Origin of the sequence: Pseudomonas allokribbensis (assembly GCF_014863605.1) — a bacterium.
GTDB lineage: Bacteria > Pseudomonadota > Gammaproteobacteria > Pseudomonadales > Pseudomonadaceae > Aquipseudomonas > Aquipseudomonas allokribbensis.
In genome coordinates, this window is the sequence record NZ_CP062252.1 from 756,341 (window position 1) to 780,697 (window position 24,357).

Annotated in this window: 23 protein-coding genes; 14 read left to right on the top strand and 9 right to left on the bottom strand. The window is 62.0% G+C overall.

The features are described 5' to 3' along the window. Nucleotides 1–7 precede the first annotated feature (7 nt). From IF199_RS03325 to IF199_RS03335, 3 genes are all read left to right on the top strand, one after another. Nucleotides 8–616: a DUF4136 domain-containing protein gene (locus tag IF199_RS03325; RefSeq protein ID WP_192559674.1), complete on the top strand. Its 609-nt coding sequence runs from the start codon at nt 8–10 to the stop codon at nt 614–616. 53 nt (nt 617–669) lie between these two features. Then, nucleotides 670–1,227, top strand: a complete 558-nt coding sequence (locus IF199_RS03330) for a DUF4136 domain-containing protein (protein ID WP_096819727.1) — start codon at nt 670–672, stop codon at nt 1,225–1,227. Between the two features lie 138 nt (nt 1,228–1,365). Continuing rightward, the gene (locus tag IF199_RS03335) at nt 1,366–3,354 is read left to right on the top strand and encodes a pilus assembly protein TadG-related protein (protein ID WP_192559675.1); all 1,989 of its coding nucleotides are present in this window, start codon (nt 1,366–1,368) and stop codon (nt 3,352–3,354) included. On the opposite strand, the gene IF199_RS03340 is transcribed toward IF199_RS03335, so the two are convergent. Then, a complete protein-coding gene (locus tag IF199_RS03340; protein WP_192559676.1) occupies nt 3,351–6,098 on the bottom strand; it encodes a PAS domain-containing sensor histidine kinase in 2,748 nt (915 codons plus the stop codon). The genes IF199_RS03335 and IF199_RS03340 overlap by 4 nt on opposite strands. Further along, nucleotides 6,095–6,541, bottom strand: coding sequence for a TadE/TadG family type IV pilus assembly protein (locus IF199_RS03345; protein WP_096819724.1), 447 nt, complete (start codon nt 6,539–6,541; stop codon nt 6,095–6,097). The genes IF199_RS03340 and IF199_RS03345 overlap by 4 nt, the downstream gene beginning before the upstream one ends. A gap of 75 nt (nt 6,542–6,616) precedes the next feature. Between IF199_RS03345 and IF199_RS03350 the strand changes: the two genes are divergently transcribed. After that, the gene (locus IF199_RS03350) at nt 6,617–7,087 is read left to right on the top strand and encodes an A24 family peptidase (protein WP_096819723.1); all 471 of its coding nucleotides are present in this window, start codon (nt 6,617–6,619) and stop codon (nt 7,085–7,087) included. Between the two features lie 125 nt (nt 7,088–7,212). Further along, nucleotides 7,213–7,989: a response regulator transcription factor gene (locus IF199_RS03355; RefSeq protein ID WP_102620221.1), complete on the top strand. Its 777-nt coding sequence runs from the start codon at nt 7,213–7,215 to the stop codon at nt 7,987–7,989. A gap of 22 nt (nt 7,990–8,011) precedes the next feature. On the opposite strand, the gene IF199_RS03360 is transcribed toward IF199_RS03355, so the two are convergent. The 3 genes from IF199_RS03360 to IF199_RS03370 all read right to left on the bottom strand — a co-directional run bounded on the left by IF199_RS03360 (nt 8,012) and on the right by IF199_RS03370 (nt 9,019). Then, entirely contained in the window at nt 8,012–8,419 is a 408-nt protein-coding gene (locus IF199_RS03360) for a response regulator (RefSeq protein WP_102620071.1), read from the bottom strand. Nucleotides 8,420–8,482: 63 nt separating this feature from the next. After that, nucleotides 8,483–8,695 carry a Flp family type IVb pilin gene (locus IF199_RS03365; RefSeq protein WP_096819713.1) on the bottom strand — a complete coding sequence of 71 codons (213 nt, stop codon included), beginning with the start codon at nt 8,693–8,695 and terminating at the stop codon, nt 8,483–8,485. Between the two features lie 114 nt (nt 8,696–8,809). Beyond that, a complete protein-coding gene (locus IF199_RS03370) occupies nt 8,810–9,019 on the bottom strand; it encodes a Flp family type IVb pilin (protein WP_244142475.1) in 210 nt (69 codons plus the stop codon). Between the two features lie 341 nt (nt 9,020–9,360). Between IF199_RS03370 and cpaB the strand changes: the two genes are divergently transcribed. The 8 genes from cpaB to IF199_RS03410 are packed head-to-tail and all read left to right on the top strand — an operon-like array spanning nt 9,361 to nt 16,839. After that, nucleotides 9,361–10,302 carry a Flp pilus assembly protein CpaB gene (gene cpaB, locus IF199_RS03375; RefSeq protein ID WP_192559678.1) on the top strand — a complete coding sequence of 314 codons (942 nt, stop codon included), beginning with the start codon at nt 9,361–9,363 and terminating at the stop codon, nt 10,300–10,302. A 20-nt stretch (nt 10,303–10,322) separates the two neighbouring features. Further along, on the top strand, nt 10,323–11,546 hold the full coding sequence (locus IF199_RS03380) for a type II and III secretion system protein family protein (protein ID WP_192559679.1): 1,224 nt from the start codon (nt 10,323–10,325) through the stop codon (nt 11,544–11,546). Next, a complete protein-coding gene (locus IF199_RS03385) occupies nt 11,543–12,754 on the top strand; it encodes a CpaE/TadZ family protein (RefSeq protein WP_192559680.1) in 1,212 nt (403 codons plus the stop codon). The genes IF199_RS03380 and IF199_RS03385 overlap by 4 nt, the downstream gene beginning before the upstream one ends. Further along, nucleotides 12,751–14,019, top strand: a complete 1,269-nt coding sequence (locus tag IF199_RS03390; RefSeq protein WP_192559681.1) for a TadA family conjugal transfer-associated ATPase — start codon at nt 12,751–12,753, stop codon at nt 14,017–14,019. Before IF199_RS03385 ends, IF199_RS03390 begins: the two co-directional genes overlap by 4 nt. An 18-nt stretch (nt 14,020–14,037) precedes the next feature. Continuing rightward, nucleotides 14,038–14,922 carry a type II secretion system F family protein gene (locus IF199_RS03395; RefSeq protein ID WP_096819719.1) on the top strand — a complete coding sequence of 295 codons (885 nt, stop codon included), beginning with the start codon at nt 14,038–14,040 and terminating at the stop codon, nt 14,920–14,922. Nucleotide 14,923: 1 nt separating this feature from the next. Further along, complete coding sequence (locus IF199_RS03400; protein ID WP_192559682.1) at nt 14,924–15,808, top strand: type II secretion system F family protein; 885 nt, start codon at nt 14,924–14,926, stop codon at nt 15,806–15,808. Between the two features lie 22 nt (nt 15,809–15,830). Beyond that, nucleotides 15,831–16,553 carry a tetratricopeptide repeat protein gene (locus IF199_RS03405; protein WP_096819721.1) on the top strand — a complete coding sequence of 241 codons (723 nt, stop codon included), beginning with the start codon at nt 15,831–15,833 and terminating at the stop codon, nt 16,551–16,553. 16 nt (nt 16,554–16,569) lie between these two features. Beyond that, entirely contained in the window at nt 16,570–16,839 is a 270-nt protein-coding gene (locus tag IF199_RS03410; protein ID WP_192559683.1) for a DUF3613 domain-containing protein, read from the top strand. Nucleotides 16,840–16,879: 40 nt separating this feature from the next. On the opposite strand, the gene IF199_RS03415 is transcribed toward IF199_RS03410, so the two are convergent. The 4 genes from IF199_RS03415 to IF199_RS03430 all read right to left on the bottom strand — a co-directional run bounded on the left by IF199_RS03415 (nt 16,880) and on the right by IF199_RS03430 (nt 22,792). After that, on the bottom strand, nt 16,880–18,550 hold the full coding sequence (locus tag IF199_RS03415; RefSeq protein ID WP_192559684.1) for a ShlB/FhaC/HecB family hemolysin secretion/activation protein: 1,671 nt from the start codon (nt 18,548–18,550) through the stop codon (nt 16,880–16,882). A 134-nt stretch (nt 18,551–18,684) separates the two neighbouring features. Further along, nucleotides 18,685–20,232 (bottom strand): collagen-like triple helix repeat-containing protein, encoded by a 1,548-nt coding sequence (locus IF199_RS03420; RefSeq protein WP_192559685.1) that lies wholly within the window; start codon nt 20,230–20,232, stop codon nt 18,685–18,687. 350 nt (nt 20,233–20,582) lie between these two features. Next, on the bottom strand, nt 20,583–21,437 hold the full coding sequence (locus IF199_RS03425) for a MaoC family dehydratase (RefSeq protein WP_192559686.1): 855 nt from the start codon (nt 21,435–21,437) through the stop codon (nt 20,583–20,585). Between the two features lie 2 nt (nt 21,438–21,439). Continuing rightward, nucleotides 21,440–22,792 carry a 3-oxoacyl-ACP reductase gene (locus IF199_RS03430; protein WP_192559687.1) on the bottom strand — a complete coding sequence of 451 codons (1,353 nt, stop codon included), beginning with the start codon at nt 22,790–22,792 and terminating at the stop codon, nt 21,440–21,442. Nucleotides 22,793–22,969: 177 nt separating this feature from the next. Between IF199_RS03430 and IF199_RS03435 the strand changes: the two genes are divergently transcribed. Then, entirely contained in the window at nt 22,970–24,247 is a 1,278-nt protein-coding gene (locus tag IF199_RS03435) for an acetyl-CoA C-acetyltransferase (protein ID WP_085711264.1), read from the top strand. Nucleotides 24,248–24,357: the final 110 nt, after the last annotated feature.

Below are 24,357 nucleotides of genomic sequence, written 5' to 3' on the forward strand. Positions count from 1 at the left end.
GCGTGAAATGAAAGGTCATTCAGGGTTACTGCTGATCTGTCTGGGGTTGGCCGCGTGTCAGGGCAGCAACCCCTATGTGGCGCAGTCGCGGCCATTGCCGCCGGCACCACCGCAAGCCGCGACCACTTTCGACCGCAGCGCTTATCCCGCGCCGCCACGGGATTACGGGCGCTACCGCAGTTGGGCGTGGCTCAATGGGCGCTTGCCTCCAGGCACCGCGTGGGCGGATTCGGCGCAAGTGGCCGAGGCGGTGAGCAATGCGCTGGACCAACGCGGCTTGCGCCCATTGCATGACAATCGCCCGGCCGACCTGTTTGTCAGTGCCAACCTGAGTCTGGAAACCCGCTTGCGTCAGGTCCAGGACGATTACGGGTACGGCGGATACGGTGGTTATGACCGTTACGGCCGAGGCTACGGGATGTACAACACAGTGCCGATCGTACGCACCTATCAGGAACAGGTCGTGGTGGTTCGAGTCGATCTGTTCGATGCCGGCAGCGGTCAGCCGGTGTGGAGTGCCAGTGCCGAAACCGGCACCCAGGGCAACCAGAGTGACCGGGCCGATGCGATCCGGGAGGCTGTCGAAAAGGCAATGTCGGCGTATCCTCCCAGTTAGCTTCCTGCCAATGAGAAGCTCCCCAGGTTCATGTCTTCCACCGGAGAAAAACCATGTTCCGCCGTCTCGCTTTACTGGCCGTGGCCGCGCTGCTCAGTGCGTGCGCCGCGAACCAGGTCAATCATGACTTCGACGCCAGCCGCGACTTTGCCGCCTACCGCAGCTGGAGCTGGAAAGAACCCGCCCTGCAATACCGTCCCGACGACCCACGGATCAAGAGCGACCTGACCGAACAGCGCATCCGCCAGTCTGTCGCCGATCAACTTGACCAGCGCGGCCTGCGTCCGGCCGCTGCGGGCAGCAAAGGTGACTTGAATGTGCAGACTTACCTGATCGTCGAGGATCGCCAGCAGCAGGTGACCACCAACTACGGCGGCGGTTGGGGTGGTCCGTGGAACGGTTACTGGGGCGCACCGATGTACAACGAAACCCGCAACATCACCTACAAGGTGGCGACCATTCAGGTTGATCTGCTCGACGGCAAGGACGGCAAACTGGTGTGGCGCGGCAGCGATGAACAGATGCTCAGTCGCACGCCGAACCCGGCGGATCGCAGCAACGCCATTCGGGAGACCGTGACGCGAATCCTGTCGAACTACCCACCGCGCTAAGCCAGTGCAAAAAAACGGGAGCCATGGGCTCCCGTTTTTTTTGCATGGCGCGTTGCCAGCAGTCTCGTTGTGCCACGTCTACACTGACACCCACCCATGGAGGTTGCGCCCGGCTGTGCGCCGGCAAAGGAGTGCGCCATGTCGCGTCATTCACAGTGTGGCGGCCCGGCCCGGCAGCGGGGGGCCATCGGCTTGATGGCGGCTGCCACCCTCAGCCTGGCGCTGATATTGATGCTGCTGGTGGTGGACACCGGCCGGTTGTACATGGAGCAGCGCAAACTGCAGCGACTGGTGGATACCGCCGCCCTGGAAGCCGTCAGCCGTGGCGGCAATTGCCTGCCGGGCCTCACCGCCGCCAGTTACGCCGGGCAAAGTGCGACCCGCAACGGGTTTACCGCCGATGCCAACAACGTCATCGTGGTCGATTGCGGAACGCTGGTGACCGCTGCCAGCGGCCTGCGCACCTTTACGGTGGATGCCACGCAATCGGCGGCGGTCAAGGTCGCGGTCAACCACACCGTGACCACCAGTTTTGCCGGGGGCGTGCAGGCGCTGTTCAGTAGCACGCCGGTCAGTCTCAACACTGTGCTCTACGCCTCGGCGGTGGCCGCCCTGCCAAAGCCGACCGTCGCCCAACTGAATATCCGCAGTAACCTGGCCAGCATCAACACCGCCCAGTCGAACATCCTCAACCCGCTGTTTTCCGGATTGCTCGGCGGCAACGTCAACCTGACGGCCCTGGGCTGGAACGGCTTGCTCAACACCGACATCAACCTGCTCAGCTACCTGAATCAACTGGCGATCAACCTCAACGTGGCCGCTGGCAACTACACCCAGTTGCTCAATACCCAGGCCACGGTGACGCAACTGATTCAGGCCGCTGTCTCGGTGGTGCAACTCAATGGCGCGACAGCCGACGTGATCACTGCGTTGGGCCAGCTGCAAGTGGCGGCGACCAATGCTGCGCCGGTAAAGCTCGGTGACATCCTGCAACTGCAGACCGGCACCACGGCGGCCGGACTCGACGCCAATCTGCAATTGCTGCAACTGGTCCAGGGGGTGATTCAGTTGGCCAACAGCAAAAGTGCGGTGGCCGCGACCTTGCCGATCAGTGTGCTGGGGCTGGCGAATGTCACGGTGCGGGTCAAGGTCATCGAGCCGCCGCAGTTCTCTGCGATTGGTGATCCGGCGTTGGCCAAGGCCAATCCCACCGGGCCGAACCGGATTTATGTGCGCACGGCGCAGATCCGCACGATGCTTTCAGTGAATCTGCCGGTGTTATCCGGGGTGGCCGGGCTGAGCAACGCGGTATTGGGGCTGGTCGGCACGCTGTCCACGACCATCAATCAGTTGTTGACCCTGAATCTGGTCTCGTTGGTGAACTCACTCGTCTGTCTCAGTTGCGAGCGAATGGACCCGTTGTTGTTGCCATCACCGGAAATCGACATCAGCCTGGATGCCGGCGGCGCCATCAGCTACGTCACCGACTACAGCTGCCCGACCGACAATAGCGGCACCAAAAGCCTGACGGCCCACACCATCACGTCGGTTGCCGACCTCAAACTGGGCAAGATCGACCCGACCAACGCGTTTTCATCCTCTGCCGAACCCACGGTCACCCCGTTGCCCCTGGTGGACCTGGGTATTGTGACCTGCCATACGATTTTGGGCATTGGTGGCTGCGATCCGAGCACCCACGTTCAATACGCCGCCGGCGGCATTGCGATCATGGTCAACACCAGTGTGGTGCAGAATACTCAGGACCTGGTGTTTTCCAGCGGCACGCCGTTCGCCACGCCGCCAAACCTGAAACTGCCGCCGAGCGTGATTTCCGCTGCGCCCTCCAGCAACATCGTCAACAGCCTGGCGAGCACCCTCGCCGGGATCAATCTGATTGTCTACCAACCGGTCGGCAGCAATCCCCTTGGCGCCGTTGTCGCTGGCGTGGCGGGTCTCATCAGCAGCGTCACGGCGATCCTGCAGCCGCTCATTACCAACCTCGTGAGTCCGCTGCTCGACCCGCTGCTCAACAATTTGCTCAACGGGCTGGGGATCAATCTGATGGATGTCGACGTCGGCGCCAACATGACCTGCGGCCAGACCGGCAAGGCGTATCTGGTGATCTAGTCGTCGGGGGCGATCGGCAGTTCGATACAGAATCGCGCGCCGTCCACCGAGTTGCGCACACTGAGATGACCGCCCATGTTGTCGATGATCCCGTAACTCACCGACAACCCCAGACCGGTGCCGACACCCACCGGTTTGGTGGTGAAGAACGGTTCGAAAATCCGCTCCAGCAGTCGCGGGTCGATACCGCCGCCGTTGTCCTCGACCCACAGTCTTACTTTCTGCTCGTCGCGCTCGGCATAGATCGAGATCCACGGTTTGAACGCTGAATCGGACTCACGCTTGCCCAGCAACGCATCCCGAGCGTTGACCATCAGGTTGATCAATACCTGCTCAAGCTGATCGACATAACCGCGTACCTGAACCTCGAACGCGGTTTCACTGATGCGCAAATCCACGCCTTTGCCACGCATGCCTTCGGCCAGCAGCGACAGCGTGCCTTCGATGGCGCTGGCCGGGTTGAACAATTGTTGCTCGATCTCGGAACGGCGGCCGAACACCCGCATGTGGTCCACAACCTTCGCGGCGCGCTGGACCTGCGCGTCGATGCGATTGAGTTTGTCGGTCAGGTAATCGATCTGCACATCGCCGTTGCTCAGGCGCTTCTGCACGTTGACGATGGCCATGCGCATGACGTTCAGCGGCTGATTGATTTCGTGGGCGAGACCTGTGGCCATTTCGCCGAGGGTGGCCATTTTCGCGCTTTGCGTGAGTTGTTGTTGGGAGCGGCGCACTTCGGTGTTGTCGCGGCCCACCGCCTGCACTTCGATCAGTTTTCCGTGCTCATCGAACACCCCGCGATCCGACCACACCCACCACGCATGTTCGCGCCCCGGCAGTTGCAGGTTGATTTCCGCGGTGCTGACGGGTGATTGCGGGGTCAGCAACGCCAGGCGCTCAACGAAGGCGGCGCGCTGAACGTCGGACATCCAGCTGCCCAGATCGACGCCCGCCAGGGCTTCCGGGGCGCATTCCAGATACGTCGCCAGCGGCCGGTTGCCGAACGTCAGAATGAGGTCCGGGCGATAGCGGCAGATCATCGCCGGAGAGTCTTCCACCAGAATCCGGTAGCGTTCTTCACTCTGTCTGACCTGTTCGGCGGCCAGCGTCGCTTCGGTGACGTCCAGCCACAAACCGACGGCCTCCACCGGCAGGCCGAGGTCATTGCGCAATAGCCGGGCTTCGTCGAGCAACCAGTGATAATCGCCGCGACTGTCGCGCAACCGATAACGGGCGCGTACCGAGCCTTCGCGCAGCAGTTGTCGGGTTCGTTCGAAATACAGGGTCCGGTCATCCGGATGAATCCGCTCTGCCAGCGCACCGGCGTCGCAGTCTTCCAGGCTCCAGCCCATTAACGGTTGCAGACTGGCGCTGAAGAACGCTGGCAGCAAGGCCCCTTCGACGTAGTGCTGGACGTAAATGACCGCCGGCGAACTGGCGATCAGGTTGTCCAGCCGCGCATGGGCTGCAGCGGCCAGTTGCTGCTGGTTCTTGATGTCGCTGATGTCGAGCATGAAACCCACCAGCCGGCGGTGATCGCCGGTGCCGGTGACTTGTCCCTGAAGGCGATACCATGCCGGCATCTGACCGGCGTCGGGATGATGCAAACGCACGCACAGGTCGAGGATTTCCCCGTGCAGTTGCAGGGCTTGCAGGCGGCTGCGGACTTCTTCGCGGTCAGCGGGATGGATCAGCATCAGCCAGTTTTCCAGCGTCAGTGTCAGCCTGTCCTGTTGCAGGAGGGTGGCCAGCGTCGGAGCCAGGTGAATTTGTTCGCCATTGTCGATTTCCCACCAGCCGGTGCCGAGCAATGTCTGCAAGGATTCCAATCGCTCCAGTTGCAGCTGATGCTGCTGTTCACGCAGGCGCCCGAGCAGCGGCCCCGCCAGTGCGCCGGCCAGCATCAGCCAGTCGCGATCGGTCAGATACGGCGCGGTCTTGTCCACCGCATAAAAGCCGCAGAGCAACCACGCCATCACGCCTCGGTCATCGCTGTAAGGCACGGCGAAACCTTCGGCATTGCCGAACAGGCCCTGGACCCGTGAGTGTTCATACTGGCCGTAATGTGCACCCAGGCGCTGCGGGCCGGTGCCATTGAGGCTATCGAGCGGCGTGCCCAGACGCTGGCCGTCATGCCACAGCGCCGGTGCGTCATGGGCGTGGAATTGCTGGTGGATCAGCCAGCCCTGTTCCTGTTCATCGAGCAGCGCGAGTGCCAGGCACGGGATCTGCCAGCGCTGGGCGATCACTTGCAATTGTTCGCTGACAAGCATCGGCAATCGTCCCAGGCTGCAGCTGCGCAACTGTTTGCTGATCTGCTCGGCGATCAGATGGCACGCTTCGCGCTGACGTGATTGCTGGCGTTCGAGCAACAGGTCGGCAATGTCCATCAGTTGCAGCAGCCAGCCACTGCCCAGCGGCTGGACCCAACCCCGAAGGTGCAAGGTCTGGTCGCTCAGGCCTGGGAAATCCAGATCCAGCAGTTGCCCTTGCCAGTCCAGCGGCCGGCCCTCGATGGCCAGCGTGCTGTGAGGCAGCAGGTAGTCGTGCAACGGCAACGGTTTGTCACGGGGCGTCTGTTGCGCCAGCAGCAGGCGCAGCGGGCCGGCCATTTGCAACACGCCGCCTTCGCTGTCGAGGTGGATATGCAGGCCCGTCAAAGGCGAACCGAGCACGTCCGGCAAATCGTTGGCGAGCATGCCCCGCTTCATCAGGCGGCCGAGCAGGTTGTCACCCGGGGTCAAAATTTCAGGCTCGAGATGGCGGTCAGGTTGGTGGGCAGGCTGGGCACAGTGCCGACGCCCGGCAACACCAGAAACGGGATGACCTGATTCAGTTTGCTGACCGGGTAATTGACGCTGACGGTGAGGGTGCCAAGTGTCGGGTCATAGACCGCTGACGTATCAGTGCCGACCACCACATTCAGTGACGACGGCAGCACCGACAATTGCTGGGTCAACGCAGCATTGGCGGTACTGACCAGCACGGTCGAATAGTTGGGGATCGTGGGATCGACCGCCACGGCGCGGCGTATCGCTTCGGCCGTGACCTGGTTGAACGTCTGCATCAACACAAACGGCAGGCTGTAGCTGACGAGGCCGTAAAACACCGCAAAAAAGATCACGAATACCAGGGCGAACTCGATCGCCACCGCACCTTTTTGCGCCTTCCGAGAGCCGGTTTTCATCCGTGCGTCTACCCTGACAGTCACTGCGTAGTATCAGCATAGAATCATTCAGCAAAAACGGACGGTTTTTACCGGATGCAAAGTCTTGTCCTATTGATCTGGCTGGCGGTCTGCGCGGCACAGGATGCCCGGCAACGACGGATTGCCAATGCCCTGACCCTGGGTGTCGGCACCCTGGCGCTGGTTTATCTGGTGTATTTCGGCACCACCTGGATGGGCGCCGAAGCGGGGCAGGGCGGTTGGGCTTGCCTGGTGGCGCTGGCGTTCACGTTGCCCGGGTATTTCATGGGGCGAATGGGCGCCGGCGATGTGAAATTAATGACAGCTCTTGGCCTTGCGACGGACGGCACGTCGCTGCTCGGGATTTTTATCGGTGCCGGCGCGGCGAGCCTGATCTGGATTCTGCTGGCGCCAAGAGTCTGGCTGCATATGAGTCAAGGGCTTAGGCATCGTCTTCGATATATGGCGCCATCGATGTCAAAAAAGCTGCCATTTGCGCCGTTCGTGCTGATCGGGTTTTTACTTGCACTACCCTGGATCCATTAGTCGCTAAACGCCACTAGTCTTATGTACATAGTCGGAAAGTGCGTCTACTTTCAAAGGTACTGGTTATACGGCCAACGGCTGACAGTACAGGAATGGTCAGTTTTGGCCCGGGCATGGAGTGGCACGTGAACAAGCTTACATCTGCGGTAAAAGTCCTCGTTGTCGATGATCAGCCTCTGATCGTCGAAGAACTCTGTGAATTTCTCGAGAGCAGCGGCTACCGCTGTGTTCCGTGCGAGTCCAGCAAAGAGGCCATCGAGCGTTTTACTGACGACACCGCGATCGGCCTGGTGCTGTGCGACCTGCACATGCCGGACATGGACGGCATTCAGCTGGTGCAGGAACTGCAACGGCTGGCCGGCAAACACCGGGCGTTCGAAGCGATCATGCTCACCGGCCGCGCCGACAAGCAGGACGTGATCAAGGCGTTGCGCGCCGGGATTGCCGACTACTACCAGAAACCGGTCAATCTGGACGAGTTGCTGGAGGGCTTGCAGCGTCAGGAGGTGGTGCTGCAGGAACGGCAGAAAACCCTGCAACTGGGGCATCTGAATCAGAAGCTTCAGGACCTGTCGTCGTCCATCGATGATCTTTATCAGGATCTGGACAAGGTTCGTCGCGGCCCTGCGCCCGTCAGTAACGAGGTGCCGAGCGAGGCCGATGCACTGGAGATCCCGGCGATCTTCAATCAGCTGTCGCCACGGCAACTGGACGTGGCACGCCTGGTGGGCAAGGGACAGACCAATTATCAGATCGCGTGCGAGTTGGGCATTACCGAGAACACCGTGAAGCTTTACGTTTCGCAGGTGTTGCGCCTGACCCACATGCACAACCGCACGCAGTTGGCGTTGGCGTTGTCGCCGGGTAACTCCGGTTTGCGTCAGCGAGTGACCGCACACTGAGACAGACTGCCGGGTAATCGCTCTACCCGGCATTCACCTTCGGTTTTGGAAACAGGTTGTCGAGGGTTTCCAGCAAACGCACGTGATAGATCGGCTTGCGGAACAGATCCAGCACCTGCAACCGCAGCATGTCGCTCACGTCCTCCATGTCTGCATGTCCCGATGTCACGATCACCGGCAGATGCTGGCGCGAGGTGTGTTCGCGCAAGCGCTTGATCAACGACATGCCGCTTTCCTCCGGCATGCGCAGATCGGTGATTACCAGGGCGATATCGGGATGGCGGGTCAGGTGATGCAGGGCGAGTTTCACCGAGGTCGCGGTATGACAGACGAAGCCCTCACCCTCCAGCAACTCCGCCAGCTCCAGCAACGCGTCCTCTTCGTCGTCAACCAGAAGCAACTGTTGGCGGGGCAGTGAGGAAGCAGTCATGGGGCAATCCCTGAGAAACTGAAGGTGGGTCCGAGTGTAGTGTGAGATTTACCAACCATCGAGTCAGGGCAACTGCGTCGGCGCAGTCTGTGACGAACCGCCCAGGGCCACGAGGATGTTGTTGAAGATCGCGAACACCTTGCCACCAACCGGCGTCACGAACACCACGACCACCACCGCGACCATTGCCACCACAATCGCGTATTCGATAGCCGACGCGGCTTCGGTACTCGTCAGAAGCAACCGGGCACGCATCATCAAGTATTCAAAGAGCATGGGAGTTCTCCTTACATGCCAGGGGCTGCCGGGCACCGGAAAGACAATGGGCGGGCAATGCCTGCGCGCTTTTTTCTCGGCAGCCGGCAGGCATGGATGGAGAGAAGGACTCGGTCAGGGGATGGTAGGTTTGGCCGGGACCGTACCATTCAGCGAGGTCATTATCGTAGTGAAGATGTTGTAGACCTTGGTGCCCATCGGGGACACGAACACCACGACCACCACCGCCACCATGGCTACCACAATCGCGTACTCGATAGCCGATGCTCCTTCATCGCTCTTGAGGAACAGCCGCACCCTGGCCGCCAGATAGTCGAGACTCATACGAAACATACGTCTACTCCTTCGCGCCTTTGGCGCTGATGTCACGCGACAGCGGCAAGGTTCCACCGTGCCATTTGAGCATTGTCAACAAACTCCCTCCCAACAACTGTAAGAACGAACTAATCACAAAGGATTAGTCGCTTCGTCATTTCCGGTATTTCGACTGCTAATTGGCCAACACCCATACTTTCGTAGGTTATTTGCCCGCCAGTAATGGCGTTTTGGCTTGTTTCAGCTAGCGTGGAAATAGCGAAATAGTTGGATGTTCATAGCTGCCTGATTGCGATGTTCCCTTGGTTGGAAGTGCGGGCTGGTAGTGCAGCAGGATAGGGAGAGCCGTCATGAACAGTCGTGTCACCATGGGCCTTGCCGCCGTGCTTTTACTGGGGGCCATTGTTGTCGGATATTGGGGCCTGGTGCTCAGCCGGCAACCTGCTCCGGTTGCCGAGGCCCCCGTGCCGACGGTGGTCACCGTCGAAAAAACCGTCGCTGCCGCCGAAGACCAGACCCGCCAGCCAGTGGTGGTCCTGGTGCATGACGTCCCGCCGTTCACCCCCCTCACCGCCGCCGACCTGGCTGTTGAAAAACTGCGCAGTGCGCCTGCCGGCAGTCTCGGCACCATCGAGCAGGCTGTGGGCCGCACGCCGTGGCGCCACCTGAGTGCCGGGACCTGGCTCAACGATGAAAGCTTCGAGGCCGGCGGAACGCTGGCGCGCATGATCCACCGCGAAGAGCGCGCGCTGGCGGTGTCGGTCGATGAAGTCATCGGCGCGGCCGGGCAACTGGTTCCCGGGGATTACGTCGATGTGCTGCTGTTCCTGCGCCAGGACGCCAGCAACCCGCAGCAGTCGGCGCAGATTGTGGTGCCGGCCATGCGCGTGCTCGGTGTCGGCGAGCAGTATGGCCTGACCAATGACGGTCAACCGTCCGCCCCCGCGTTGAGTGCCGACGACAAGATCAAACAGGATCAGCGCCGGATCGCCGCGCGCACCGTGGTGCTGGCGGTGCCCGAACAATTGCTGAGTCGAATGATGCTCGCCACTCAGGTCGGGACATTGCGCCTGGCCGTGCGCAGCAGCGAAGAACAGCGCCTGGCCAAGTATTGGGCCGGCGAAAGCCAGGCACCGGACAAACTGGTTGCCGCCAACAGCCAACTCTTCCAGTTCACTCAGCTGGCGCTGGGGACTGCGCCGAAAGCGCCGCCGAGCGGCGACCACGCGGGTGCGATACGGCCTGCGGTGGAAGTGATTCGCGGCAATCAGATCAACCAACAAAATCCATGACTGAGCAAGGATCCAAGTGCATGCAGAGTCGTTCCTGGCCGACCTTCAATCCCGTGCTCCGGGCCTTGCTGCTGATGGGACTGTCGATTAACGCGGCTCATGCGGCCAGCAGTAACTGCTCGGCCCTCGGGCGCCTGCCGCCCGTGATCGAAATCAACGAAGGCTGGCAACAGGACATGCAATCACCGGTGGCGATCACGCGCCTGGCCATTGGCGACCCGAAAATCGCCGACGTGCATGCCAACGGCAGTTCCTCGTTCCTGCTTACCGGCATGGCGCCGGGCGCCACCAGCCTGATGGTCTGGACGGGCTGCTCCGGCGAGCCGCGTCAGAGCATGGTATTCGTCAAGGGCGCCGCCACCTCGGCCCTGACCAGCGCCGGTGCCTTGCCTTCGGATGATGCGCTGCTGCCCTCGCAAGTGCAGACCGACATTCGTTTTGTCGAAGTCAGCCGCACCAAACTCAAACAGGCCTCGGCCAAGTTGATCGGCACCCGCGGCAATTTCCTGTTCGGTTCCCCCGGGACATTGCCGCCCATCGACGGCGTGCCGCAGCCGCGATTGCCGGTGGACAACTCGCTGTTCAACTTCTCGTGGATCGGCGGCAATACCATGGCGATCATCAATGCCCTTGAGGGCAGCGGTTTCGCCTACACCCTGGCGCGACCAAGCCTGGTAGCGCTGAACGGGCAGAGCGCGAGCTTTCTCGCGGGTGGGCAGATTCCGATTCCGGTGCCCAGTTCCGGCAGCGACAGCGTGTCGATCGAATACAAGGAATTCGGCATCCGCCTGACGCTGACGCCCACGATCATCAGCCACGACCGCATCGCCCTGAAAGTCGCACCGGAAGTCAGCGAACTGGATTTCAGTAACTCCGTGCAGATCGCCGGCACCACGGTGCCGGCCCTGACCATCCGCCGCACCGACACCAGCATTTCCCTGGCGGACGGCGAGAGTTTTGTCATCAGCGGCCTGATCAGCACCACCAACACTTCCCAGGTCGACAAGTTTCCGGGGCTGGGCGATATCCCGGTGCTCGGAGCATTTTTCAAAAGCTCGCAGATCAAGCGCGAAGAGCGCGAACTGCTGATGATCGTCACCCCGCATCTGGTGAGGCCGTTGTCGGCAGACGCGCAACTGCCGTCGTTGCCGGGCGAAAAACTGCGCAACTACGACCCGAATTTCTACCGCATGTTCTTCCTGGAAAACGGCAACTTCGACAAGCGCAGCGGGTTGTCCCAATGAGCCAGAACCTGAGTCAGACCTTTCTCGCCATCACCCGCAACAGCACCGATCTGGAGTGGCTGCAAAGCGCCCTCGCGCCCTTGGGCCAAGTGGTCAGCGCCGGTGCCGGCAGCCTCGATGAATTGCTCGCATTGGTGGATGTCACCTTCGCCAGCCTGGTGTTTGTCGGTCTCGATCGCGAACACGTGGTGGCCCAAAGCGCGCTGATCGAAGGCGCGCTGGAGGCCAAGCCGATGCTGGCAATCGTTGCCCTCGGCGACGGCATGGACAACCAGCTGGTGCTCAACGCCATGCGCGCCGGAGCGCGAGACTTTGTCGCCTATGGTTCGCGCTCCAGCGAAGTGGCCGGGTTGGTACGACGCTTGAGCAAGCGCCTGCCGCCGGTGGCCAACAATGCCCAGTTGGGTGGCCTGACCGTTTTGTACGGCGTGCAGAGCAGTTCCGACGGCGCGTTACTGGCCAACCATATGGCGCTGGTGGTGCAAAAAAGCGGACAGCAGACGCTGTTGCTGGATCTCGGCTTGCCCCGTGGCGACAGCCTTGCACTGCTGGGACTGGAGAGTTCGTTTCACTTCGGTGATGCCTTGCGTCACCTGCGAAGGCTCGACGCCACGCTGATCGACAGCGCCTTCACCAGCGCTGAAGCGGGGCTGCGGATCCTGGCGTACGCCGACAATGACGAGCCACTGGAAAGCACCAGCGCCGCCGAGCTGTACATGTTGCTCAGCGCCTTGCGCCAGCACTTCCAGCACATCGTCGTGAACCTCACCGGCCAGCCCGACAGCGAAGCCTTGCGTACCTTTGTCAGCCACTGCGACAAGTTGCTGTGGTACACCGACCAGAATGTGCTCGATTGCCGGCGCAACCTGGCGGTGTTCAATCTGTGGCGGGAAAAAGGCATGAAGCTCGATCACGGACGGCTGTTGGTCGATCGTTATTTGAGTAACGTCGCGCCGGATGCGGACACCCTGGGCAAGACCTTCAATCTGGAAGTGATCGCGGTGCTGGCCTTGAGTCCGGAGCTGCGCATGAACGCCAAGAACCAGGGCGTCAGCCTGTTTGAACTGGCCCCCCGGGAAAAACTCACCCAGAGCCTGCGGGTGCTTGGCGAACGCCTGGCCAAACGCTCCGAAAGCATGGTCAATCGTTCAGAAGGCCTGGCCAAATCCAAGACCACCTGGTTCGACCGGTTGCGAGGCACCTCATGAATCCGGAAAAACTCTTCGGCGCCCCCGCGCGAGGCCAGTCGGGCAACGGAGATCACGAAGGCCTGAAACTGGTCCTGCATCGCTACATCATCGATGCCATCGAGGAGTCCGGGAAAAACCTGCTGGAAGGTTCGCGGCAGTTGCTGGCGCAATTCGTCACCGACAAGGTCGCCGAATACATTGCCCGTTTGCACCTGGCGATTTCACGTTACGAGATGGAGCGGCTGGCGGAAGAAATCGTCGATGAGCTGACCGGATTCGGTCCGCTGGAAGTGTTGCTGCGTGATCCCGCCGTGACCGAAATCCTGGTCAACGGCCCGCACCGGGTATTCGTCGAGCGCGACGGTGTACTGCATCAGAGTGATCTGCGCTTCATCGATGCGCACCATGTCGAACGGGTCATGCAGCGCATTCTGGCGCCGCTCGGACGACGGCTGGACGAGTCTTCGCCGATGGTCGATGCACGCCTGCCCGACGGCAGCCGGGTCAACGCGATCATTCCTCCCATTGCCCTTGATGGCCCGTGTCTGTCGATTCGTAAATTCCGCAAGGACATGCTCAAGAGCAGCGACCTGATCGCCATGCAGACCATCGATCTGGCGATTTTCGATTGTTTCCAGGACGCCGTGGGCAAGCGCTGCAACATCCTGATCAGCGGCGGCACCGGCACCGGCAAGACCACATTGCTGAACATCCTCAGCCAATTGATCAACCCCCACGAACGGCTGGTGACCATCGAAGACGTCGCCGAATTGCAGCTCGGCCACCCGCACGTGGTGCGTCTGGAAACCCGGCCGCCGAACGCCGAGGGTCATGGCGAGGTCAAGGCCAGCGATCTGATCCGCAACGCCCTGCGGATGCGCCCGGACCGGATCATTCTCGGCGAGATCCGTGGTGTCGAAGTGCTCGACGTGCTCACCGCAATGAACACCGGCCACGACGGCTCGATGAGCACGGTGCACGCCAACAATGCCCAGGATGCGTTGCTGCGTCTGGAAACCCTGGTCGGCCTGACCGGGCGTACCGTGGCCGAACGCACCCTGCGCCAGATGATCTGCGCGGCGCTCGACGTGATCATCCAGTTGACCCGCATGCCCGATGGCCGCCGCTGCGTCAGCGAAGTGGTGGAGGTGGTCGGTGTGCGTGAAGACGTCTACGTCACCAACACGCTGTTCCGTCTTGATCGACGCACCGGTTTCGGCTTCCTGCGTGAAGCGGTCAACCCGGCCGGCGACAAGTTGCGGCACGAGTCGAGTCTGGGCTGAGCGCATGGAGCCTTCGTCATGATCGGACCGGTGATCCTGATCGTCATTTGCCTGCTGATGCTGGGGCTGTCGATTCGCCTGTTCCTGCATGGTGTACGCAAGACCGCCAATGAACGGGTGCTGACGCGACTGGCCGCCGGGCAACCGCAGGCGGCGGTCGAAAAATCCTCGTGGGCGGGGCTGGAGCGGATGTTTCTGCGGGCGGGTCTCGGCCGGCCGAGCGAGCACTTCGGGTTATGGCTGGCGTTGTGGGTCCTGGCCATGATGCTGGGTTACCTGATGGCCGAATGGATCGGCCTGTTGATCCTGATGCTGGCGCCGCCCCTGATTCTGCGGTTGTACATCGCCTGGCTGTACCGGCGCCGGCTCAACCGCATGATCGAACAACTGCCGCAGTTGCTGGACCACACCGTGCGCAGCCTCAAGTCCGGCCGGACCCTGAGCGACGCGGTGATGGGCGGCATCGAAACCAGTGACGATCCGTTGAAGTCGGCGATGGGCCGGGTGCAGCGCAACGTGCAGCTGGGGGTCAACCTGCCGGACGCGGTGAGCGATTTCGCCGAACTCTACGAGCAGGATGAACTGCGCATGTTCGCCCTGGGCCTGAAGGTCAATCATCGCTACGGCGGCAACGCCAGCGAATTGCTGGAGAACCTGATCAAACTGATTCGCGAGCGCGACCAGGGTGCCCGCCAACTGCGCGCCCTGACCGGCGAAACCCGCATGACCGCTTGGGTGCTCGGATCGCTGCCCTTGATCCTGGTGAGCTATTTCATGCTGACCAATCCCGGCTACATGCTCGGCATGTGGAACGACTCCGGGGGCCAGACGATGCTGATTATCGCGGTAGTGCTGCAGGTGCTCGGTTGCCTGGCGCTGTGGCGCATGCTGAGGAGTGTCTGACATGGTGATGCTGGCCAGTCTCATGCTGTTGCTCGGCGCCCTGCTGCTGGTCGGCAGCCACCTGTTGACCGAGCGCCGTCGGGTGCGTCAGGTCAACCAGCGCCTACAGGGCCATCTGGTGCGTGAAAGCCGCTTGCGCACCTGGTTGCGAGCGCTGGGCAACAGCCGCTTCGGCCAGCGCTCGGTGAGCATGGACAGCGAAACCCAGACCCTGCTCAGCCGCCTTGGCTGGCGCCGGGCCAGTGAACGCTCGCTGTTTGCCGCCTGCCAGATCGGCACGCCGTTACTGACGCTGGGCCTTGGGCTGTTCTTGCAGGAAGTGTTTTTCCCCCAGGCCCCCAACGGCTGGCTGGTACCGATGATCGCTACCGGCGCCGGCTATCTGCTGCCCAAACGCCTGCTGGCGTATGCCGCTGGCCGTCGGCAGAAAATCATTTCGGTGGAAGTGTCGACGTTCATTCCTCTGCTGCGAATCCTGTTCGAGTCCGGCATGGCCGTCGAGCAGGCCTTGCGCGTGCTCAGCATCGAGGGGCAAAAGCTGCTGCCGGAACTGACCAGCGAACTGCGCCTGATCCTGGCGCGTGTCGACTCGGGTCTGGAACTCGGCCAGGAACTGAGCAAGGCTGCGGCGATGCTGGCAGTGGATGAGTTCACCGACACCAGCGTGATCCTGCAACAGCTGATTCAGCAGGGCGGCGGGGCAATGAAATCGCTGCTGGCGCTCAAGCAACTGCTCGATGACCGCCGCTTGACGCGCTTGCAGGAATACATCTCGAAGATGTCGGCGAAGATGTCGGTGGTCATGATGCTGTTCCTGTTTCCGGCCTTGCTGATCGTACTGGCGGGCCCCGGTTTTACCGCAATCACTCGGGCGTTTGCGTCCTGACACTGGCGATGGAGAGCATTTGATGAAAGCACTGATGGTCGTGGCAAGTTTGCTGTTGCTCGGCGGTTGCGCAACGGACGGTCAGGCGCCGTGGACGACGATGCTGGCGCCGGCCAGTTGCAGCAAGCTGAGTTCCGAGCAGGAGCTGTCGCTGAACCTGGTCGATGACCTGGCCAACGACGGCAAGTTGCACGCCAGCCTGGCCAACCTGCAAAGCCTGCCCGACAACCTCGTCGAGGTGCGGCTGCGCAAGGCCAGGGTCTACCGCCTGCTGGGACGCAGTGAAGCCGAGCCGTTGTATCGCGGCCTGCTCGGTACTTGCCTGAGCGCCGACGCCGAACATGGCCTGGGCCAGCTGTATGCCGCCCGTGGCGACAACGGTCAGGCGCAGGCCCACTTGCAACGGGCGGTGCGACTGGCGCCCACCAACGAAAATATCCGCAACGATCTGGGCGTGGTGTACCTCAATCAGCTGCGACTCCAGGACGCCCGGTTCGAGTTTCTGACGGCCATCGAGTTGAAGCAGAACAATCAACTGGCGACGCTGAATCTGGTCACCCTGTTGATCTACCAGAACAACTGGCAACAAGCCGCCGAAGTCGTCAGTCGCGCGCACCTGACCCCGGAACAGTTCACCGATGCCCAGGAGCGCGCGGAAAAACTCAAGGCTCCGGTGCCGGCCAAACCCGCCGCGAGCAATCAGGTTGCGGTGGTGGCTGACCCGCAACCGGCGACGATCAAGTGAACCTCCAGGAGGCGCCATGAACACGTTCAAGACCCTGTGCTGCCTGAGCCTGCTGAGCCTGCCGCTCGCTGCCTTCGCCATCGACGCCGGCCCGGCATCGGCCCAGCAGCAGGAAACCGAAGGCTGGCTGTTGCTGCAAAGCCGCAACAAGGCCGCGTCCCCTGACCCGCAAGCGGCCACGGCCACCGAGCGAGAACTGGCGATGCAGCGCTGGCTGAAGAAATACAAATATGAAATTCCCGATTTCTATGACCCGGATGCGGGCGGGAAGATCGAGAAGCAGTAGTCGTGCTTCGCAGGCCACCGGAGTGGCCTGCGACAGCGACTTACAACTGATAGCTGAAACTGATGCTGTAACGTGGCCGGCGATTGAACGTATCCAGCGCTTCATCCGACATCGGTTTGGCCGCTTCCAGGGCGATGTTGTAGTACTTGGCGTCGCCGAACCTCAGGCCCACCGCGGCCGAGGACAGGCTGTTGGCCTGTATCGGCAACTGGTTGAACCAGCTGCGCGAGCGATCGAGCACCACGTAGGGTTGCAGGATGCGCACCCAGTTGCCGTCGCGGTTGAAGCTGTAGTTGATCTCGTAAGCCACCCCCCAGCCCTTGTCGCCGGACGCCTGGTCGTCGGGGTAGCCACGACCGAAATTCTGTCCGCCGAACACCGCACGCTCGCTGTCGGGCAGGGTGTCGTCGCTCCAGTACAACGCCCCCGATAGCACGCCTTGCCAGTTGTCGAAGAACTTGTCGCTCTGTACCCCCGACAGTCGCAGACGGAAGAAATGCAGGTCGATGGCGCTGTTGTTGGTGTGCGCGCCCATGCTGTCGAAGCCTTGATAAACCCCGCCACTGAGAATCCGCAGTTGCCGGGCATCGGCCTTGCGCCAGTCGCTTTCGAAGGCGAGGGCGCGGATGTCGGTGCGTTCTTCGGCGCTGAGTGGATAGCCGATGACGTTGTAGCGGGTCTTGTCGTTGACCGCGTACAGGCGCGAGCCGGCCGTCAGCAATTCATTGGAGGCGGCAATCAGCGGCATGCTGAAACCGATGGAGTAACGGTCGTTTTCGCGGTGCGGCTTGAGTTCCAGACCGTTGTTCAGCAGCACGTTGGTGCCGGGGTCGGCGCGGTAACGTGAGGCGGACAGGCTCAGTTGCGTGCCTTCGTCATCGAGGAACTGGTTGTAGTCCAGGCGATAGTAATGCTCGTGGTCATCGCCCGGCGGAAACAGGCCGCTGAGGCTCAGCTGTTCGCCCATCGAGGTCTGTGAGTTGCTGCTGACGCCGAGCAAGGCCTGGGTACCGTTGCGGTTGTCTTCGGTGGTACTCAGGGTGCTGGTGAACGGTTTTCGGCTGGCCTGGGCGATCAGGGTCGTTGCGCCGTCGGTGGTGCCGGGCGGCGGCACCTGGGCCTGGATCGTGACGCCGGGGATGCGGGTCATCAGCGTGGTGTAGCGCTCGAAGGTCTTGCGGGTCAGCGGGCGTTCAGCCTGGATCTTCGCCGTCAGTTTGTCGATCAGTCCCTTGACCCGGCCGATATCGCCCTGGACCTGAACATCCCGAACATAACCTTCCACCAGCACCACTCGCGCGGCACCGTCGTCGAAAGTCTGCTGCGGCAGGAAGGCGTAGGACAGCAGGTAGCCGTCGTTCTGGTAGCGACGGGTGATGTTGCGTGTCGCTTCAATCAGATCGGCGAGGCTGGTTTCGTGGCCGATCAGGGGTTTGTAGATCTCTGCCAGTTCGTTGAGCGGGTAGATCGTGCCGCCTTCGATCTGCACGGTTTTCAGGTTGATCTTCGTGCCCATCATCAACGGCTCGGCAGCCGCGGCACCGGGTTCCGGAACTTGCAGCGGCGCGGCGCTCGGACGGTAGGCGTCGGCGGGCAGATTCGGCACCGGCAGGTTGCGGATGGTTTCGTTGCTGTTGAGAAAGCTGGGAAGGGTGTCGGCGAGGGCAGCGGAACTGAGACTGAGGAACAGCAGGGATGCCATAACGCGCATAGGACACTCCATGTTCAAACCGCAGCACTTGGCGGGTTTTTTCCTAAGAAAAAAGCGGAAGACTCGTGGGAATCTTCCGCCCTCAACCAAGCGTAGGCGCTGTAGGTTAGGCCGTCGAATCGGCCAGGTGCAATTCAGCGTTTGTTGCCGCCCAAGGTGCCAGTCAGGCCACCGAGAACTCCGCCCAGACCGCCACCGGTGCCAGCGGCGGTGCCGCCGTTGACCAGCCCACCGACGGCGGTGACGGTGTTGCCCACGGTGGCGACGGTGTTGCCGACAGCGGTCACGACCGGGTTGCTGTTGGTACCGGCGATGGCACCGCCAAGGTTACTGACCGCACCACCTGCCTGACCGGTGAGGCCGGCAATCGGGGCGCCGAGACCGGTAGCACCGCCGACATTCTGAGTCAGGTTGGTGACGGCGGCGGTGACCGGTGCAAGGCCGGTGCCTATGTTGTTGCCCAGTGTTGCCAGAGGTGTGGTGGGCGTGGTGATCGGTGAACCCGAACCACCGATTGCTGTATTGAGCGAGGCCACAGTATTGCCCGCCGATGCCAGGACATTGCCCGGTGAACCGAGTGAGCCGTTGCCGGCACCGAGCCCGGCGCCGACATTCACGACCGCGCCACCAACGGTTTGCAGCAGACCATTGTTGCCAAGGCCACCGCCGACGCCTGTTCCGGAACCGGTGCCGTTATCCGCCAGCCCGCCGGTCTTGCCGACCGCCGAACCGACATTGCTCAGGGCGCCGCCGACGGTGTTGGTCAGGGCATTGCCGTTGCCTGCACCGGTGACTTTGTCGCCCACACCGTCGACCGTGCTGCCGACTTTCTGCAGCAAGCCGTTCAGTGGATCACCCAGGCCGGTGGTGCCGCCGAGTTTGTCCGTGGTGCTTTCGACCATGGCAATCACCGGCACCAGTTTACTGCCGACCTCTTGGGTCGCCGAGCCGAGTGGGCCAGTGGTAGTGGCGGTGCTGAGGGTGTCGCCGAGCATGGTGACTTTTTCGCCAACCCCGTTGAGCAGCGGCGCCACTTTGGTGACCACGCCTCCGACCACAGGCACGCTGCCGGTGGCGGTCGCCAGTTTGCCGCTCAGGTCAGACACGCCGTTGCCGACATCCTGCACCACGCCACCGACGGCCGACGCGGTGACGCCCAGGCCGTTATCGGTGGTTGCCAGTTTGCCAATCCCGTTGCCGATGCCATCGCCCAGTGTGGATACCACATTGCCGGCGGTTCTGGCCGCGCTTTGCACCACGCCACCCACCACGGGTACGCCACTGAGTGAGTCGCCGACCTGACCGACGCCATTGCCGACGCCGGCAACGGTGCTGCCGACATCCTGCACCAGGGTTGAGGTGACCAGCGGCTGAGGCGTAGTCGGGTTAGTAGGGTTGGTCGGGTCGGTTGGATTGGTTGGATTGGTCGGATTCGTCGGATTGCTCGGATCCGAGCCACCTGTCCCACCGGTTACTGTGGTGCCGTCGGTTCCGGTTGTGCCGCCAGTCCCGGTTGTACCGCCGCTGCCGGATGCCCCGCCAGTGCCTGCGGTGGAACTGTCCGGCGAAGAGCTGCCGGAACTGCTGTGATGACCGCCACCGCCGCTGCTGCAACCGGCCAGGCCGAGGGAGAGGATCAATGCCAGCGCTGTTGCTGATTTGCACCAAACTTGAGTTTTCATGATGGGTATTCCTTGCACCTGTCTCAACGTTCGTTGTCTTCGACGGCTAGCCGATTCTGTTGCCGGCAATGCCTTCGTCCGTTGTGCTCATATCAGTCGCAAGGTTGGATCCACACCATTCTCAAGTTGGTATTAACGCCTTTATATAAGCGTGTGATTTGCTGCTTAACGACTAATGCCGAGGATATAAACGCGCAAAAAAAAAGCCTTGAGAATCAAGGCTTGATGTTTGGACGGGGGCTGGATAACGGCGGCAGAAACTTAAGTTATATACACACAATTGATCATGTTTCGCTGTTGTGGATCTCGCACCGCGAGGAGCGCGGTAACGATCGGCGCGGCCTATTGATTCAGGCAATCGGTTGCCAGTGGCCGACCATGTGCTCCAGGTCCCCGGCACCGATCAGACGCAACTCACCGCTGGAACCCGCCGCGCTGGCGAACAGCGATACCTCGCTCGGCAGGCGCACCGGTTTACGAAAATGCACGGCGATTTCCAGGTTGGCCCTGGGCAGATGATCCGCCAGCGCGGCCAGCGTGCGGGCCTTGTTCCACAGACCATGGGCAATGGCGGTGGGGAAACCGAACAGCCTGGCACTGGCGGCGCTAAGGTGGATCGGGTTGTAGTCGCCGGAGACCTTGGCGTACTGCCGGCCTATGTCCGCCGGGGCTTTCCATTGCGCCACCTGCATCAGTGGCAGCGTGGGCTCCCACGCCTGTTCGAGCGCCTCGCCTTCAAGCTTCACGCCTCGACAGAGCATCTGGCTTTCGGCTTCCCATAATGGGCCGAGCTGATCGTCGAGGGTGGTCAGCAGATCGAACGTTGCGCCTTTCGGATGCGGTTGCAGGTTATGCACCCGAACGCTGACCTGCACGTGGCTGATTCCACCCATCGGCCGCAGAATGCGGATGCGATTGCTCAGGTGAATCAGCCCCAACAGCGGGAAGGGAAAGTCTTTGGCCGTGAGCAACTGCATCTGCAACGCAAACGCCAGGACATGTGGATAAGTTGGTGGCAGCAGACCGTCATCGGCAAAACCGCAGACCTTGCGATAAGCCGCCAGACGTTTGCCGTCGATGTCGACCCCGCAGCGCAGACCGCTGTCGGGCAAACGGGTGCCGGTGATTTTGCGCCGGGTCGCGGCCCGGACATACAAACCCGGCAGACTCGGTTCGCGGTGCAACGTGTGCCATTCGATGCTCATGCCTAAGCCCCCAGAACACTTTGTCCACAGACCCGCAATGCCTGTCCGGTGAAGGCACCGGTGCCCGGTTGCGCCAGCCAGGCCACGGCTTCGGCGACGTCTTGTGGCAGGCCACCCTGGCCCAGCGAACTCATGCGCCGCCCGGCTTCGCGCAGGCCAAAGGGAATGTGCGCGGTCATCTGGGTTTCGATGAAACCCGGCGCCACGGCGTTGATGCTGATGCCACGCTCCAGCAGCGTCGGTGCCCAGGCCTGGGCCAGTCCGATCAGCCCGGCCTTGCTCGCTGCGTAATTGGTTTGCCCGCGGTTGCCGGCGATGCCGCTGATCGAGGCGAGCAGAATCACCCGCGCGTTATCGCGCAGGGTGCCGCTGTCGAGCAGCGCCTTGGTCAACACTTGCGGGGCGTTGAGATTGACCGCCAGCACCGCGTCCCAGAACTCGGGCGTCATGTTGGCCAGGGTCTTGTCGCGGGTGATGCCGGCGTTGTGCACCAGAATGTCGAGGCCGTCCGGCAACTGTTCGATCAACTGCGCGGCGGCGTCTTCGGCGCAGATGTCGAGGGTGATGGCGCGCCCGCCGAGGCGAGCGGCCAGAGCTTCCAGATCGGTTTTTGCTGGCGGCACGTCGAGCAGGATCACCTCGGCGCCATCACGGGCCAACGTCTCGGCGATGGAGGCGCCGATACCCCGCGCCGCGCCGGTGACCAGCGCCTTGCGCCCGGCCAGAGGGCGCGTCCAGTCGGTCACCGGTGTGGCACAAGGATTCAGACGAATCACCTGCCCGGAGACAAATGCACTTTTCGGCGAGAGGAAAAACCGCAGCGGCCCTTCGAGCTGATCCTCGACGCCTTCGCCCACGTAGATCAATTGCAGGGTGCCGCCGCTGCGCAGCTCCTTGGCCAGCGAGCGGGAGAAACCTTCAAGTGCCCGCTGAGCACTGGCGGCGAACGGTTCGCGCAGGGTTTCCGGGGCGCGGCCGAGGATCACCAGATGCGCGCTGCTGTCGAGGTTCTTCATCAATGGCTGGAAGAACTCGCGCAGTTGCTTGAGCTGGTCGGTGTGCTGCAATTCACTGGCGTCGAACACCACCGCCTTGAGTTTCGGGCCATGGCCGGGAATCCATTGGGTGGCGGCCGCTGGCTGATCGCCGTAGCGATAAATGGCATCCGTCAGCCGGTTGGCGAAGGCGCTGACCCGTTCGGCCAGCGGCCCGCCGCCGATCAGCAGTGCACCCTCCACCGGCCGCAGGCGCCCGGCCTGCCAGCGTTCCAGCCGCACCGGCGACGGCAGGCCCAGGGCCCCGACCAGACGGTGGCCGATGGACGAGTTGGCGAAGTCGATATAGCGGTCAGACATGGAACGCTCTCCAGAAGATGGGGTTCAAAGTGTGGACTGCGAAGGGCAATCAATCGTTCGATCCACGCAATAAGGCCTACGCTAGAACAGCAGAGTAGTTTGCCCCCGGTGTTTTTGGGGCCCGGCGGGATTTTCAGTGCCCGATTTTCAGACTGGATATTTCACAAGGAGTTTTTCATGAGTCAGCTGCGCCGCGTCGCGATCATTGGTGGCAACCGCATCCCATTCGCCCGTTCCAACGGGCCGTATGCCACCGCGAGCAATCAGGTGATGCTCACCGCCGCCCTTGAAGGCCTGATCGAACGCTACAACCTGCACGGCCAGCGCATGGGCGAAGTGGTTGCGGGGGCGGTGCTGAAACTGTCACGGGATATGAACCTGACCCGCGAATGCGTGCTCGGCTCGCGCCTGTCGCCGGCAACGCCTGCCTATGACATCCAGCAGGCCTGCGGCACTGGCCTGGAAGCGGCGCTGCTGGTGGCCAACAAGATTGCCCTCGGCCAGATCGATTGCGGCATTGCCGGCGGCGTCGACACCACGTCGGACGCGCCGATCAGCGTCAGTGAAGGCCTGCGCAAGATCCTCCTGCAAGCCAACCGCGCCAAGACCACTGGCGACAAGCTCAAGACCTTCCTGCAATTGCGTCCGAAACACCTGATCCCCGAGTTCCCGCGCAACGGCGAACCGCGCACCGGCCTGTCGATGGGCCAACACTGCGAATTGATGGCGCAGACCTGGAACATTCCTCGCGAAGAGCAGGATCAACTGGCACTCGAAAGCCACCACAAACTTGCTGCGTCCTACAGCGAAGGCTGGCACAACGACCTGATGACGCCGTTCCTCGGCCTGACCCGCGACAACAACCTGCGCCCGGACCTGACCCTGGAAAAGCTCGCGACCCTGAAACCGGCCTTCGAGAAAAGCGCCAAAGGCACGCTGACCGCCGGCAACTCCACGCCACTGACCGATGGCGCCTCGGTGGTGTTGCTTGGCAGTGAGGAGTGGGCGAAAGAACGTGGTCTGCCGATCCTTGCGTACCTGCGGGACGGCGAAGCGGCGGCGGTGGACTTCGTCAATGGTGCCGAAGGATTGCTGATGGCCCCGGTGTATGCGGTGCCGCGTTTGCTGGCGCGCAATGGTCTGACCTTGCAGGACTTCGATTACTACGAAATCCACGAGGCATTTGCCGCGCAAGTGTTGTGCACGCTCAAGGCCTGGGAAGATCCGGAGTACTGCAAGACCCGGCTGGGGCTGGATGCGCCGTTGGGGTCGATTGATCGCAGCCGCTTGAACGTCAAGGGCAGCTCATTGGCGGCGGGGCATCCGTTTGCGGCGACGGGCGGGCGGATCGTGGCCAATCTGGCGAAGTTGCTGGATGCGGCGGGGCGGGGGCGTGGGTTGATTTCGATTTGTGCGGCGGGGGGGCAGGGTGTCACCGCCATTATCGAGCGCTAAAAGCAGCCCTCACCCCAGCCCTCTCCCGGAGGGAGAGGGAGCCGACCGTGTTGTCTGGCGTTATACATCGACCTGAAAAACCGTGTCGATTATGGATTCGGTAAAGCAGG